The organism is Micromonospora sp. NBC_01392 (assembly GCF_045040125.1).
Lineage (GTDB): Bacteria > Actinomycetota > Actinomycetes > Mycobacteriales > Micromonosporaceae > Micromonospora.
Map to the genome: position 1 here is coordinate 4,272,220 of NZ_CP109549.1, position 14,702 is coordinate 4,286,921.

The 14,702-nt window shown below is 76.0% G+C and carries 15 protein-coding genes; all 15 read left to right on the plus strand.

Annotation, left to right across the window (positions count from 1 at the left end):
* Positions 1–484: 484 nt before the first annotated feature.
* The 15 genes from OG767_RS18635 (at position 485) to OG767_RS18705 (ending at position 14,699) form a co-directional block, all read left to right on the plus strand.
* Positions 485–1,315, plus strand: coding sequence for an LppM family (lipo)protein (locus tag OG767_RS18635; RefSeq protein ID WP_405089717.1), 831 nt, complete (start codon positions 485–487; stop codon positions 1,313–1,315).
* A 192-nt stretch (positions 1,316–1,507) separates the two neighbouring features.
* Complete coding sequence (locus OG767_RS18640; RefSeq protein ID WP_107159812.1) at positions 1,508–1,852, plus strand: hypothetical protein; 345 nt, start codon at positions 1,508–1,510, stop codon at positions 1,850–1,852.
* A gap of 14 nt (positions 1,853–1,866) precedes the next feature.
* The gene (locus OG767_RS18645; RefSeq protein WP_405089718.1) at positions 1,867–2,475 is read left to right on the plus strand and encodes a glycine zipper family protein; all 609 of its coding nucleotides are present in this window, start codon (positions 1,867–1,869) and stop codon (positions 2,473–2,475) included.
* Positions 2,472–3,155 carry a carboxypeptidase-like regulatory domain-containing protein gene (locus OG767_RS18650; protein ID WP_405089719.1) on the plus strand — a complete coding sequence of 228 codons (684 nt, stop codon included), beginning with the start codon at positions 2,472–2,474 and terminating at the stop codon, positions 3,153–3,155. Before OG767_RS18645 ends, OG767_RS18650 begins: the two co-directional genes overlap by 4 nt.
* Before the next feature lie 17 nt (positions 3,156–3,172).
* The gene (locus OG767_RS18655; RefSeq protein WP_405089720.1) at positions 3,173–4,399 is read left to right on the plus strand and encodes a phage tail sheath family protein; all 1,227 of its coding nucleotides are present in this window, start codon (positions 3,173–3,175) and stop codon (positions 4,397–4,399) included.
* A 1-nt stretch (position 4,400) separates the two neighbouring features.
* Positions 4,401–4,883: a phage tail protein gene (locus OG767_RS18660; RefSeq protein WP_281941795.1), complete on the plus strand. Its 483-nt coding sequence runs from the start codon at positions 4,401–4,403 to the stop codon at positions 4,881–4,883.
* A 1,630-nt stretch (positions 4,884–6,513) separates the two neighbouring features.
* On the plus strand, positions 6,514–6,813 hold the full coding sequence (locus OG767_RS18665) for a hypothetical protein (RefSeq protein ID WP_405089721.1): 300 nt from the start codon (positions 6,514–6,516) through the stop codon (positions 6,811–6,813).
* Positions 6,813–7,574: a hypothetical protein gene (locus OG767_RS18670; protein ID WP_405089722.1), complete on the plus strand. Its 762-nt coding sequence runs from the start codon at positions 6,813–6,815 to the stop codon at positions 7,572–7,574. The genes OG767_RS18665 and OG767_RS18670 overlap by 1 nt, the downstream gene beginning before the upstream one ends.
* Before the next feature lie 88 nt (positions 7,575–7,662).
* Positions 7,663–9,234 (plus strand): phage baseplate assembly protein V, encoded by a 1,572-nt coding sequence (locus OG767_RS18675; RefSeq protein WP_405089723.1) that lies wholly within the window; start codon positions 7,663–7,665, stop codon positions 9,232–9,234.
* Entirely contained in the window at positions 9,234–9,572 is a 339-nt protein-coding gene (locus OG767_RS18680; RefSeq protein WP_405089724.1) for a hypothetical protein, read from the plus strand. Before OG767_RS18675 ends, OG767_RS18680 begins: the two co-directional genes overlap by 1 nt.
* Positions 9,569–10,075: a GPW/gp25 family protein gene (locus OG767_RS18685; protein ID WP_405089725.1), complete on the plus strand. Its 507-nt coding sequence runs from the start codon at positions 9,569–9,571 to the stop codon at positions 10,073–10,075. Before OG767_RS18680 ends, OG767_RS18685 begins: the two co-directional genes overlap by 4 nt.
* Positions 10,072–12,732 (plus strand): putative baseplate assembly protein, encoded by a 2,661-nt coding sequence (locus OG767_RS18690; protein WP_405089726.1) that lies wholly within the window; start codon positions 10,072–10,074, stop codon positions 12,730–12,732. The genes OG767_RS18685 and OG767_RS18690 overlap by 4 nt, the downstream gene beginning before the upstream one ends.
* On the plus strand, positions 12,713–13,309 hold the full coding sequence (locus OG767_RS18695) for a phage tail protein (protein WP_405089727.1): 597 nt from the start codon (positions 12,713–12,715) through the stop codon (positions 13,307–13,309). The genes OG767_RS18690 and OG767_RS18695 overlap by 20 nt, the downstream gene beginning before the upstream one ends.
* Complete coding sequence (locus OG767_RS18700) at positions 13,306–14,226, plus strand: hypothetical protein (RefSeq protein ID WP_405089728.1); 921 nt, start codon at positions 13,306–13,308, stop codon at positions 14,224–14,226. The genes OG767_RS18695 and OG767_RS18700 overlap by 4 nt, the downstream gene beginning before the upstream one ends.
* Positions 14,223–14,699, plus strand: coding sequence for a hypothetical protein (locus tag OG767_RS18705; RefSeq protein WP_405089729.1), 477 nt, complete (start codon positions 14,223–14,225; stop codon positions 14,697–14,699). The genes OG767_RS18700 and OG767_RS18705 overlap by 4 nt, the downstream gene beginning before the upstream one ends.
* The last annotated feature ends 3 nt before the right edge of the window (positions 14,700–14,702 follow it).

The window sequence follows — 14,702 nt, forward strand, 5'->3', positions numbered from 1 at the left end:
TCGCCGTCCTGCGCGGGTCCTTGATGGAGAGGGACGGAGGGAGAGGGGGACAGCAAGCTCATGGGTACGGGACTGTGGCGACGGCACGTGCGGTGGATGTACCGGGGCGGCCGGCCGAACCGGGTCGCCCGGGTGTGGAACGGGCTCGCGGCCCGGTAGCACGGCGTCGGGCTCGGCCCCCGGAACTGGTGACGCTGGGGGTGCCCGGTGGGCGCAGCGCGCTCGCGCCCGGGGCGCGCCCGCACGTGCCGGTGGACCGGCACGCCCCGCTCGCCGACTTCGCGCGGGTGGCCGCCAACATTCCGATCTTTTGGATCACGTCGGGGGAGCCGGTGCCGGGAAAGGCGGAGTGACAACCTTTCAGGATATCGATCGCGTACGTTCCCGGGGTCGTCCGAATGGGAGAGGCGGCCGGTAAGATCGGCGACAAAGCGGCGGCTGATCGCTGACTGCCGGCCCCGGCGCGACCGCGCACACTGGGACCATGAATACGAGACTCCGCCGCAGCCGGGCATTCCGCCTCGCGGTGTGTCTCGCCCTTGTGGCGACGCTGAGCGGCTGCATGCAGCTCAACCTCGGGCTGACCGTGAACACCGACGACACGGTCTCCGGCCAGCTCCTGCTGACCGCCCAGAAGTCCGTGCTCAAGCAGCGCAACCCGGACGTCGCGGCGGCCTTCGCCGAACTCCGGCAGAACATTCCCACGCTCCCCGTCGGCACCGAGAGCCGGTACGAGGACGCCACCTCCTACGGCATTCAGATCGCCTACCGGAAAACACCGCTGTCACAATTCACCAGCGAGAGTGTGAATCTTGTCCGGGATGGCGATCTCTATCGCTTCTCCCTTCCGCTGGACCCGAAGAAATACGGCGGAAAGGTGGCCGAACAAGATCCCCGGAATCAGCAGGCGTTCATGACCCTGATGGCGTTCGAGATCTCCGTGACGTTCCCCGGCCGGGTGCTCGACAGCAACGGGACGGTCAACGGGCGCTCGGTGAGCTGGCAGGTCGTCGCCAACCAGCCGAAGCCGGCCGAGTTGCGGGCCGTCGCCGAGGCGCCACCGACGCCGTCCGCCAGCGCGGTCGCCGCCGTGACCGGGGGCGGCTCCGTCCCCTGGCTGCCGATCGTCGGCGGAGCGGTCGGGCTGCTGGTGGTGGTCGCCGCGGTGGTGGTGGTCGTCCTGCTGCGGCGCCGCTCCCGGGGCGGCCCGCCGGCCGGGGCGCCGCCCGCGTCCCCGACGGCCCTCGCGCCCACCGCACCGACCGCGTCGACCGACCGGGCCGCGCCGACGCCCCCGGCCGACCCGCCGACCTGAGTCCCACCGGCCGCAACCGAGTCCCACCGGCCGCACCCGCCATCGACGCCCCGGCCACAGTTTTCCCGCCGTACCGGCGGCGACCCGCCGGTCCCCCACCGCGCAGCGGGCGCCACCCGTGGACGCCGTCCTCGGGCCGCCGCACCACCGAACCCCGACCGCACCACCGCACCGTCGAAAAGGGGGATCGCCGTGAACGATCTCTTCACCTGGGCCGCCCTGGGCAGCCTGACCGGCGCCAGCGCCGCCACCCTGCTCGCCACCAACGTCATCGGCGGCCTGATCGGGCCGAGCGGCGACAAGGCGCGCAAGTGGATCGCGCTGGGCGTCGCGCTCCTGCTGTCGTACCTGACCGCCGCGTTCGCCGACGACGCCGGTCCGGAGAAGTGGATCATCGCGTTCTTCAACGGCCTGGTCATCTTCTCCGCCGCGCTCGGCATCAACCAGTTGCCCCCGGGCAACCGGCAGGCGACGCAGGCGTCGCCGACCCAGCTCGCCCAGGGGCACGAGCCCCGCTTCGTCCGCTCCTGGGTCTGAGGGAGGTGCCCGCCATGGTCTTCGGCATTCTCAGCGCCGCCGCGCAGATCGTCTTCGGCGCGGTGCTCGGCCAGGCCGCCGCCGGCACCGTCGGCCTGCTGGTCGGCGCCGTCGTCGGGCTGCTCGTCGGCGCGCCGTTCGGCTGGGCTACCGCCTCGGCCGGCACCTACGGCGCCGACGCGAAGGGCATCCTCCGCTTCGTGGTCGACCACACGTGGAGCCTGCTCAACACGTTCGCCGGCGCGCTCTACCTGGCCCTGCACCTGGTCGTCGGCCACCAGCTCGACCGGGTCGCCTCGGCCGGCAGCGGCCGGGTCAACGTGGTCGAGGGCGTCTCGCCCCGGTACGCCACCACCATCGGCACGGTCTGCGCCGGGTCCAGCCCCGGCATCCAACGGCACGAGGACGTGCACGTGTTCCAGGCCCGGCTGCTCGGCCCGCTCTACCTGCCGCTGGTCGCGCTCAACTACGTGCTGTTCACCGTCGCCCCGGTGTGGCTGCTCTGGCACGACCACACCAACGCGCCGATCAACAGGTTCACCCGCTACTTCGAGATCGGCGTCTACCCGCACGTCTGGAACGAGGCCATCGCGTACCGGATCCAGGGGACGCCGCCGCGATGACCGGTGCCATCGAGGCGGCCGTCGCGGACGTCGCGGCCTGGCTGACCGGGACGGCGGGTGAACCCGTCCCGGTCGGCCCGCCCCGCGACGACCCGGCCGGCGGCCTCACGGTCTGGCCGCTGGAGCTGCGGCCGGCCCGGCAGACCGCGGCCGGCGGCGCGGCGCGCGAGCCGTACCGCTTCGTGGTCCGGCTCCTGGTCAGCGGCGGTGGGCCGGCGGCGGTGCCGGCGCTGGACCGGGTGCTCGCCGCCGCCACCAACGGGGGCGGCCGGGCGGAGCTGGTGCTGGCCGCCGGTGACCCGGCGCTGTGGCGGGCGTTCGGCGTGCCGCCCAGGCCGGCGCTGCTGCTCGACGTGCCGGCCCGGATCGACCGGCCGGCGCCCACCGCGCCGCCGGTGCGCCAGCCGCTGCGGCTGCGGCAGCTCGGCATGCGCACGCTCGACGGCCGGGTGGTCGGGCCGCAGGACCAGCCGCTCGCCGCGATGCGGGTGGAACTGGTCGGCGCCGCGCAGGCCACCGAGACCGACGCCGCCGGCCGGTTCCGGCTGGTCGGCGTGCCGCACGACCCCGACGCCCCGGACCGTCCGGTACGGATCCGGCTGGTCGGTCGGGGGCGCGTGCACACCGCCGAGTTCGACCCGGCCGCCGACGGCCTGATCGTCGTGCCCGCCCCCGACTGACTCCCCGAGGAGGACCGATGCCCACCTACTTCTCCCCCGGCATCTACGTCGAGGAGGTGCCCTCCGGGGCCCGCCCCATCGGCCCGGTCGGCACCAGCACGGCCGCCTTCGTCGGGGTCGCGCCGGACCGCACCGCCCACGTCGACCGGCCGATGGCGGTCAACAGCTGGACCGAGTTCCTGCGCCTCTACGCCGACGGCGAGCACCTGGAGAGCACCCCGCTGGCCCGGGCCGTCTTCGGCTTCCTGGACAACGGCGGCACCCGGTGCTGGGTGGTCAACGTCGGCGAGGGCGGCCAACTCACCGGCACCGGTGGGCGGCGCGGCGGCCTGCAACTGCTGGAGGCGATCGACGAGATCGCCATCCTGGCCGCGCCCGGCTACCACGACCCGGTGTCGCACGAGGCGCTGATCAGCACCGCCGAGCGGCTGCGCACCATGGTGGCGATCTGCGACCCGCCGCCCGAGGTCACCGACGTCTCCCGGCTCACCCGGGTCGCCACGCCCGGCAAGCCCACCACCGGCAAACCCGCCGAGGGTACGCCGAAGGACAGCGACGACGACGCGCCCGGCACCGGCGGCGACCGGCCCCGGCAGTCCGACTTCGCCGCCTTCTACTTCCCCTGGATCCGGGTCCGCGACCCGCTCGGCGGCGACCTGGTGCTCACCCCGCCGAGCGGGCACGTGGCCGGCATCTGGGCCCGCACCGACGCGTTGCGTGGCGTGCACAAGGCCCCGGCCAACGAGCCGGTACGCGGCGCGGTCGACCTGGCGTACCGGGTCACCCGGCCGGAGCACGACGTGCTCAACCCCAAGGGCGTCAACGTGATCCGGTTCTTCGCCGGCGAGGGCATCCGGCTCTGGGGCGCCCGGACGCTCGCCGCCGAGGCCAGCGAGTGGCGCTACCTGAACGTGCGGCGGCTCGCCATCTCCATCGAGCAGGCCATCGCCAACGGCACCCGGTGGATGGTGTTCGAACCGAACGACTTCACGCTGTGGCGCTCGATCCGGCGCGACATCGGCGCGTTCCTGACCCGGGTGTGGCGCGACGGCGCGCTGCTCGGCCGTACGCCGGAGGAGGCGTTCTTCGTCAAGTGCGACGAGGAGACCAACCCGGCCGACGTGCGCGACGCCGGGATGGTGGTGGCGCACATCGGCATCGCGGTGGTCAAGCCCGCGGAGTTCGTGGTGTTCAAGCTGAGCCAGTGGGCCGGCGGCACCGAGACCGAGACGATCGGAGGCTGACATGCCGACCACGGCCACCCCGCAGCCGGGCGCGCCCGTCGACCCGTACCGGGCGTACCACTTCAAGCTGCTCATCAACGGCATCACCAACGGGCACTTCACCGAGGTCAGCGGCTTCGAGGTGGCGATCCCGTCGCTGGCGTACCGGGAGGCCGGCAACGAGCGCATCCGTGCCGTGCCCGGGCAGGTCGAGTACGCGCCGGTGACGCTCCACTTCGGCCTGACCAACGCCCGGGAGCTGTGGGACTGGGTGAACGCGGCGGCGAAGGGCACGGTCAACCGGCGCAACGTCTCGGTGGTGCTGCTCGACCCGGCCGGCACCGCCGAGGTGCTGCGCTGGAACATGATCAACGCTTGGCCGACCCGGTGGCGGGGCGCCCACCTGAACACCCTCTCCCAGGAGATCGCCATCGAGGCGCTGACCCTGGCGTACGAGGGGCTGGAGCTGGAGTCCGGCAGTGCGACCGCCCCGGCGACCGCGTGACCGGCTGGCCCGCGCGTTGCGGGCCACCGCCGACCGCCTGACGGACCCGTCACCCGACGCCCACCGGCCTCCCGCCGTGCCGCCGGCGGCCCTGCCGTCGCGCCGCCCCGGCGAACCCCCCGAACACTGGCTCCGCCTGGTGGCCGCCCACGCCCCCGGCCTCCTCCTGGACCTCCCCCACCCCCACCCCCCGCCCTCCGGCGGTGATCAAGGAGTTGGCGTCGGCTCCGGCCTCGCGGCCGACACGAACTCCTTGATCACCGGACGATCCGCGAGGGCCGGCGTGGGGTGGGGCTGGGCGGGACGGCTGTGGCGCGGGTGGCGGGCGGGTCCGACCGGCGGTGTCGGCGCTGGCCGGCGGCCCGGTTCGCCGAGATCGTGGTACGGAAGCGCCCTCCCGGGGGCCGGTTCCTACCAAGATCTCCGACAACTCCCGAGCACTGGGACGAGTGTCCCGTCCAGTGGCGGCGCGGCGGGTGGTGGGTGGTGGTGGCGCCTGGACGGGGCGAGTGCGGCGGTGATCGGCTCCGATCCGGACGGCGGGACGCCGTGGATCGACGGGGAGTTGTTCCCCGATCCGGGGGAAGCGGGCGCCGGGGCGGCGAGCGCGCCGACGGGATGGGAATCGGGCGGCACGGGACCGGCAGGCCGGGGTACGCCGCCGGCCGGGGCCGACCCGACGTGGTCCACGCCCGGGGCGGTGCCCTCCGAACCCACAGCGGGCGCCGGACCCCGAGGAGCCGGGTCCCGAGGAGCCGGGTCCCGAGGAGCCGGGTCCCGAGGAGCCGGGTCCCGAGGAGCCGGATCGGTGGCGCCCGACGCGGCGGCTTCCGGAGTCTCCGCGGCGTTCGGCGGCGGCCTCCCGACAGGCCACCAAAGGCCGGGGCGGGACGATGCCCCAGGCCCGGCCGGCACGCGGTGGTCCACCGATACGCGATGGTCGGCCGACCCCAGATGGCCGAGCGACACCGGGTGGCCGAGCGACACCGGGTGGCCGAGCGACGCCCGTTGGCCGGGCGATGCCGGGTGGTCGGGCCACGCCGGGTGGGCGGGCCACGCGGCCGGTTCGGTCGGCGCATCGGGACGGAACAGCGCGCCCGGTCACGACGGTACGCCGAGTCACGAAGGCACGCCCGGTCACGGCGGCACACCGGGCCACGGCACGCACGGTCACGACGGCACGCCAGGGTCGAGCGTCGCGGCCGGGTCAGCCCGCGCGACGGGGTCGACGGGAGTTGGTCGATCGGGGCGGCATGCGCGGCGTGCGGAATGGCCCGACCAGGACGCGGACCGGGTGGACGTACCCGATGGGGCCTGGTCGGGGGCGGCGGGTCGACGCGCGGCGGCCGACTCCCGGCGTGACGGCCGGGAACGACGCCGGGCCGACGCCACCGGCAGGCCGACGCGCGCCGGTGCGGACGGTTGGCCGATTCGCGAGGCCGTCCGTCCGCTCTCGCTCGCCCCCGCGCCGCGCGGATCGGCCGACGGGCACGACCGGAGCGGACACGACCGGGGCGGACACGACCGGGGCGGACACGACCGGGGCGGACACGACCGGGGCGGACGCGACCGGGGCGGACACGACCGGACCGGACACGACCGGGGCGACCCGGGGCGCGGCGAGTTTCCGGTGCCGCTGTCGTGGCGGCGCCCGCACCCGTTGACGCCGCCGACGGCGCACGACGCGGGCCTGCGCCGTGCGGTCGCCCCGTGGCCGGCCCTGCCGGACGAGACCGGCGCGGGCCGGGCCGGCGACGCCGGGCGACCGTCCGGGGTGGGGCGGCCGACCGGTGCGAGCGGGACGGATGCCGGAACGGCCGGGCGGGACCCGTGGCCGGCGCTGCCGGACGAGCCCTCGCCCCGGGCGTCGGCCGCGCGGGGCGCCCGGTTCCGGGACGCCCTGCTGGACCGGGAACAGGCGGGTGGCTGATGGAACGCGTCGCCTTCCTCGTGGACGAGTCGGGCACCCGGGTCGACTGCCTGCTCAATCCGGAGACCGTGCAGGTCACCCGGCTGGCCGGGATACGCCCGCGCGGCGGACCGGACGGGTCGCTCACCGGCGCCGGCCTCGCCGACGACCCGTTGGTCTTCACCGGCGGCGGGCGCACCGAACTGGTGCTGGACCTGCTCTTCGACATCGACTTCGTGGAGTCCCCGGCCCGCCCCGACGACGTCCGCGCGCTGACCCGTCCGCTGTGGATGCTCGCCGAGAACTCCACCGTCGAGCACGGCTGGCCGCGTCCGCCGCTGGTCCGGCTGGTCTGGGGCAAGACCTGGAACGTGCCGGGCGTGATCGCGGCGATCGCGGAACGCTTCGACGCGTTCACGCTCACCGGCACGCCCCGGCGTTCCTGGCTGCGGCTACGGCTGGTCCGGGTGGCGGAGAGCGCCGAGGCGGCGCAGGCCGGCTTCGAGGCGGAGCTGGCCGCGGCGAGCACCCCGACCGTGACGCCCGGCTCGGCGGTGGTGGCCGCCGCGGACGGCGCGGCCGAGCCGGGCTGGTCGGGTGTGCGCTTCGACCTGCTCGCCCACGACGCGTTGGGGTCCCCGCTGCGCTGGCGGCTGCTCGCCGAACACAACCGGATCACCGACCCGCTCACGGTGCCGGCCGGCACCGCGCTGGCGGTCCCGGCGTCCGTCCTCGCCACGCCTCCGCTCGACGCCACCACCACGACGGGAGGTACGCCGTGACCGCGCCTGCGTCGGTGGAGCGTGGCAGCCATGACGATCCCGGCCACGGCCTGCCGGGGGCGCACCACGCGACGACCGGAGGCGTGCGGTGAACCGGGCGGCGGCGGTACGCGTGGACGGCCGGCCGCTGGCCGACCCGACGCGGCTGCGCGGGGTCCGGGTCGCCGCCCGGCTGGACCGGCCGACGCAGTGCGAGCTGGCGCTGGCCACCGCGCCCGGCCCGGGTGCCCTCGACCCACCGGTACGCCCCGGCGCGGCGCTCGACGTCCGCCTCGACGGCCACCCGGACGCGTTCTTCACCGGCGAGGTGACCGCCGTCGAGGTGGAGTACGCGGGCGACGGCGCCGCGCTGCTGCGAATCCGGGCGTACGACCCGCTGCACCGGCTGCGCAAGCGGCAGGAGCTGCGGGTGTTCGAGTCGGTGACGGCCGCCGAGCTGGCCGGGGAGCTGTGCGCCGGGCTGGGGCTGGCGGTGGTCGCCGAGGTCGACGGGCCGCGCCTGGACCGGCTGCTCCAGCACCGGCACACCGACCTGGAGCTGCTGTGCGAGGTGGCCGGCCGGGCCGGGCTGCACCTGGGCGTGGACGGGGACCGGCTGCGGCTGCTCACCCTCGACGGCCACGGCGAGCCGGTGCCGTTGACGCTCGGCGGGACCGTGCACGCGCTGCGGATCGTCGAGAACCTGGACCGGGCCGGGGCGGAGTGCGCGGCGCTGGGCTGGCACCCGCAGCGCGCCGAGCCGCTCGGGCAGCGGGCCGGTGAGGCGCGCAGCGGGCGGCGGATCCCGCTGCGCCCGGAGCCGGGCGACGTCGGCGCGGCCGGGGTGCGTACCGCGGTGGACCAGCCGGGGCGCAGCGACGACGAGCTGGCCGCGCTGGCCCAGGCCGGGCTGGACGCGCGGGTCGCCGCGCTGGTCACGGTCGAGGGCACGGCCGAGGGTGACCCGGCGTTGCGGCCGGGCCGGCGGATCGCGTTGGCCGGCGTCCCGGATCCGGTGGCCGGCGTGTACGTGCTGACCGAGGTGGTGCACACGGTGGACGCGGACGGCCACCTGACCCGGTTCTCCACCGCCCCGCCCGAGCCGCCGCCGGTCGCGGCGCCGCCGGCGGCGACCGTCACGCTCGGCACGGTCACCGCCGTCGACGACCCGGACGGGCTGGGCCGGGCCCGGGTGACGCTGCCCGCGTACGGGGACCTGGACGCCGGCTGGCTCGCCGTGCTGTGTCCGGGCGCGGGCCGGGGCAAGGGGATCGTCGCGCTGCCCGACCCGGAGGACACCGTGCTGGTGGCGTTGCCCGGCGGTGAGCCGACCTCGGGCGTGGTGCTCGGTTCGCTGTTCGGCGCCGTCGAGCCGTACGACGCGGGGATCGTCTCCGGCCGGTCCCGCCGCTGGTCGATGCGGACCGGCACCGGCCAGTCCATCGTGATCGACGACGACGGGCGCACGCTGCGGCTGGCGACCGACGCGGGCAGCTTCGTCGAGCTGCGTCCCGAACTGACCACCGTGCACGCGGCCGGTGACCTGGTGCTCTCCGCGCCCGGCCGGGCCATGGTGGTGCGCGCGAAGACCGTCGACTTCCTGCACGCCCCGGCGGTCGAGGACGCGCAGACCGCCGCCGCCCAGGCCCGTACGCTCGCCCGTTCCTCCGGAGGTGGCTGATGCGCTGGATCCACCGCGACTCGTTGATCACCTGCGGCCACGACGGGCGGGTGACGAACCGCCCGTCGCAGCACTGGGTCACCGTGCGGGGCGTGCCGGTGCTGGTGCGGCCCGACCCGGTGGGGCGGGACGTCACCGCCTGCCCGAACTACGGCCCGACGGTCAAACCCTGCCTGCACACGATGACCGTGACGGTCGGCTACAGCGCCTGGTTGCGGGTGGACCGGCAGCCGGTGGTGCTGTCGCACCTGGACGGCCTCACCGACGGCACGCCGCCGGGGACCGTGCACCACCAGGTCCGCGACCCGCGGCAGATGTTCCTGGGGGCGGACCGATGAGGGCGTTCCGCTTCGTCGGCGCCGGCTTCGACGCCGGCCGCGCCGGCGGCCTGGCGTTGACCGCGGCCGGCGGGCTCGCCATGACCGAGGGCGACGAGACGGTACGCCAGGCGCTGTGCCTGCTGCTGTCCACCACGCCGGGCGAGCGGTTGATGCGTCCCGGGTACGGGTCGCGGCTGCACCGGTTGGTCTTCGCGCCGAACGACGACACCACCGCCGGCCTGGCCATCCACTATGTGCGGCAGGCGATCCGGCGTTGGGAGCCGCGGGTGGAGGTGCTCGACGTGGACGCCGGACCGGACCCGGACGACCCGTGGCGCCTGGTGATCCGGCTGGACTACCGGGTGCGGGCCAGCCTCTCCCCCGGCCAGCTCGTCTTCTCCGTCGACCTGCTGCCGCCCGACGACGAGCCCGACGACGAGCCCGACGACGAGCCCGACGACCCGGGCGACCGGCCCGGCGGCAGCGCCGCCGGCCGGCCCGGTGAGGAGGCCACGCCATGACGCTGCCGGTGCCGCACCTGGACGACCGCGCCTTCCTCGACCTGGTCACCGAGGCCCGGGAACGGATCCGCCGCTCCTGCCCGGACTGGACCGACCTGTCCGCGCACGACCCGGGGATGGCGTTGCTGGAGGCGTTCGCCTACCTGACCGAGGTGATGATCTACCGGCTGAACCAGTTGCCGGAGAAGGCGTACGTGGCGTTCCTGAACCTGCTCGGCGCGACCCGGCACCCGCCGGCGGCGGCCTGGGCGGACGTGCGCCTGACCCGCACCGGCCCCGACCGCGGCCCGGTGCGGGTGCCGGCCGGCACCCGGATCGCCGCGGCCCGCGGCGCCGACCCCCGGCCGGTCGTCTTCGTGACCACCGAACCGGCCCTGCTGGCCGCCGGCGAGACCGAGACGACGGTACGCGTGCACCACTGCGAGCCGGTCGACGCGGAGCTGCTGGGCACCGGCACCGGCCAGCCGGGTCAGACGTTCCGGGCCGCCCGCGCGCCGCTGACCCGCACCACCGAGGCGCTGGACCTGCTGCTCGGCGTGGAGGTGCCGGCCGGCTCGGTGGAGCTGGGCGCCGCGGCCCGCGAGCACGAGGGACGCACGTACGAGATCTGGCGGCCGGTGGACAGCTTCGCCGGCGTCGGCCCGCAGGCCAGGGTCTATCTGGTCGACCGCGCCTCCGGGGTGGTCACGTTCGCGCCCGCGCTGGACCTGCGCCCGGCCACCGGCGACGGGAGCGGGCCGGCCGCCGGGAGCGACACCGGGAGCGCCCCGGCCGACGAGGGGACGGCCGGGGTGACCACGGTGGCGGCGGTGCCACCGGCCGGGCGGCAGGTGCGGCTCTGGTACCGGTGCGGCGGCGGGCCGGCCGGGAACGTGGCCGCCGGCGTGCTGACCAGCCTGCGCGACCCGCTGCCGGGGCTGCGGGTGGCGAACCCGCTGCCGGCCACCGGCGGCCGGGAACTGGAGTCGCTGGAGTCGGTGCTGGCCCGCGGGCCGTACGAGTTCTTCGCCCAGCAGCGCGCGGTCACCGCCCGCGACTTCGAGGTCCTCGCCACCGGCTCCGGCGCGGTGGCGCGGGCGCGGGCGTTCACCCGGGCCGCCGTCTACAGCTTCGCCCGGCCGGGCGAGGTGGAGGTGGTGCTGGTGCCGTACGTGCCGGAGGCGGCCCGTCCCGGCGGCCGGCTGCCGGTGGCGGTGCTGCGCGAGCACGAGGTCGAGGAGGCGCGCCGCCGGGTCGAGGCCGACCTGGAACGCCGCCGCGCGCTGGGCACGGCGGTGCGGGCCGGCTGGGCCCGCTACAAGGCGGTCTCGGTCCGGGCCCGGGTGGTGGTGCGCCGCGAGGAGGACGTGGACGCGGTCCGCCGGCGCATCCACGACCGGCTGCACCAGACGCTCAGCCCGCTGCCCACGACGCTCAACCCGACCGGCTGGGCGTTCGGTGAGCCGCTGCGCGCGTCGAACGTCTACCGGATGCTGGAGCACGCCGAGCCGGGCGTGCGGTACGTCGAGTCGGTGCGGTTCGTGGTCGACGAGGCGCCGGACGCGCAGGTGCGGACCGTCGCGGTGGACCAGTACCAGCCGGACACCTGGTACGCCGGGCGCGGGCCGGTGCTGTTCCGCTCGACCGACGCGGGCGCGGGCTGGGAGCCGGCCGGCCGGTTCGACGACGAGACGGTGGTCCGGGTGGCGCCCGCGCCCGCCCCGACCCGCCCCGGCGTGGTGCCCCGGGCCGGTTCGGTGGCGGTGGTGACCGCGCGCGACGCCGGCGGCTCCCGGGTCCGGCTGAGCACCGACCTGGGCGAGACGTGGACGCTGCTCACCGACCTCGACTCCGGCGTGCGGGACCTGGCCTGGATCGACCGGGACGGCACCGGCGCGCTGCTGCTGGCCACCGACGCGGGCCTGTACGAGGTGCCGCTGCTGCCCGGCGCGGTGCCGTTGCAGATCCTGGTCGACCCGGCCGACGCCGACCGCGGGTTCTACGCGGTGCGGTCGTTCGTCTCCGAGCGCGGCGCGCCCGGCGTGGCGGTCGCCGCGCAGGCCGGCTTCGGCGTCTACCTGTCCGTCGCGGCCGGCCGCCCCGGCACGTTCAGCCACGTCGGCCTGGCCAACGTGGACAACCGGGTCCTCGCGGTGCAGTACGACGGCCCGGCCACGCTGCTGTGGTGCGGCGCGGGCGAGCCGGACCCGAAGAAACCCGGCCAGGGCGCGCACCGCACCCGGCTGTTCGAGTCCGACGTGCAGTGGCAGTCGATGGCCGCCGGCTGGATCGGCGGCACCTGCCGGGACCTGGCGTTCAGCGGGCCGCTGGCGCTGGCGGCCACACAGAGCGGCGGCGTGGTCCGGCTGGACACCCTCGCCGGGCAGCCGCAGTGGCGGCCGGTGATGGTCAACTGCGGGCTGCCGCTGCGGGACCGGACCCGGTTCTCGCCGGTGGACGCCATCGCCGCCACCGCGCCGACCGACCCGTCCGGCGCCGGTCGGCTGGTGCTGGCCGGCGGCGAGCGCGGCGTGTACCGCAGCGGCGACGGCGAGGACTGGACGGCCAGCGCCAACCAGGCCACCGCCGACGTGGTCACCGTCCCCGGCACCTGGCTGCTCTGCTCCGGCGAGCACGACATCGAGGTGGTGCGGCAGGATGCGCCGAACCGCGATTGAGCGGCTGTTGCCGGCCGCGTACCAGCGGGCCGCCGGCCCGGGCAGCGTGCTGGGCGCGCTGCTGGACGTGATGGAGGCGCTGCACGCCCCGGACGAGGCGGTGCTCGCCGACGTCGACGCGCTGTTCGGGCCGTACCGGACGCCGGACGGGTTCGTGGCGTACCTGACGCGCTGGGTGGCGATGGACCACGTGGTCGCCGCGCCGCGCGCCGACGCGCCACCGCCGCTGCCGCTGGGCCGGCTACGGGACCTGGTCGCGCACGGCGCGCTGCTGGCCCGCTGGCGCGGCACCCCGTACGGGATGCGCACCGCGCTGGAGCTGGCCACCGGGGTGACCGGGTTCGTGCTGGACGAACCGGCCGACCGGCCGTTCCACCTGGTGGTGCGCGTGCCGCCGGCCGCCGCGGACCGGCTGACGCTGATCGGCCGGATCGTCGAGGCGGAGAAACCGGCGGCGGTCACCGTCGAGGTGGTCGGCCTGCCCGACGACCCGTCCCCGCCCGGGCCGGTACGCGCGGTCGGCCGGGCGTCCGTGCCCCCACCCCCGTCCCACGAGCCGCCGGAGGAGCCGTCATGACCACCGAATGGACCGTCGTCGCCGCCGCCGAACAGTTCACCCTGGACGCCCGCAACGCCGGGGAGTTGACCTTCACCGTGTCCAACCCGGGCCCGGCGCCGGACACCGTGGTGTTCGACGTGGCGCCCGGCGAGGGCAGCCAGCGGGCCTGGTTCACGGTCACCGAGCCGCAGCGGGTGGTGCCCGGTCAGGGCTCGGTGTCGGTGCTGGTCCGGCTCGCCGTGCCGGCCGGCACCCCGCCCCGGCGGTACGACATGACCGGGTTCGCGTACTCGGCGAACACCGCCCCGGAGGAGAGTTCCCGCTCCAGCGGCCGGGTGACGTACGACGTGCGGGCGGTCGCGCCGCCGAAGCGGACGCCGTGGCCGTGGCTGGCCGCCGCGGCGGTGCTGCTGCTGGTGGTGACCGGCGTGGCGGTCTGGCTGGTGACCCGCGGCCCGGACACCCCGCCGACGCCGCAGGCCCGACCGGTGACGGTGGAGGCGGAGACGCTGGTGGCCGCCGCCGAGGTCCGGTCCACCACTGCCGCGAAGGCCGAGGTGGTGGCGCAGGAGAACTGCTGCGACGTGACGTGGTCCGGCGACGCGCAACTGTTCTTCCTGGGCCGGGCGGTCGGTGACCGGGTGACCGTGCCGGTGGACCTACCGGCGGACGGCGCCTGGCGGTTCTCCACCGTGCGCACCACCTCGTTCGACTACGCGAACACCATCTGGCTGGTCGACGGCCGGCAGGTGGGCGACACGTTCCTCGGCTTCACACCGACCGTGGTGCGCACCGACGACGTGGCGGTGGGCACGCTGGAGCTGACCCGGGGCACGCACAAGCTGACGCTGGTGGTGGTGAGCCGGACCCAGGGCACCGACCGCTACTTCGCCGGCGTCGATCAGATCCGGTTCACCCCGGTCGGCCAACCATGAGTGGTCGGCAGAAGCTGCTGGTGATCGCGCTGGCCGCGTTGCTGGTGGTGCTCTACGTGGTGGCGGTGGCCGGGCGGCCCGACGGCCCCGGTGATCCGGCCGCCGGGCCGGGACCACTGGCCCGGCTAGGACGCGGCGCCGGCACGGTGGACCCGGCGACGGTGGGCGTGGCGTGCGTGCCGCCGGCCACCGCCCCGACCGCCACCGCCGACGGGGTGGTGGTCGCGTTCGGCGCCACCTGCCGGCTGCGCGTCGCCGACCCGGGCGCGCTGCGCACGCTGGTGCTGCGCGGCGCGACGCCGTTCGAGGTGACCGCCCGCGCGCCCGGCGACGCGGACGTCATGGTCACCGACGAGGTCACGCCGGGGCCGGACGGGGCGACGGTGGCGACGGTGGCGGTGGACCGGGAGACCGAGGTGCTCCTGCGGTGCCCGGGAGGTGGCGGGTGCACGGTCACGCTCGCCCGGTCCTGACCG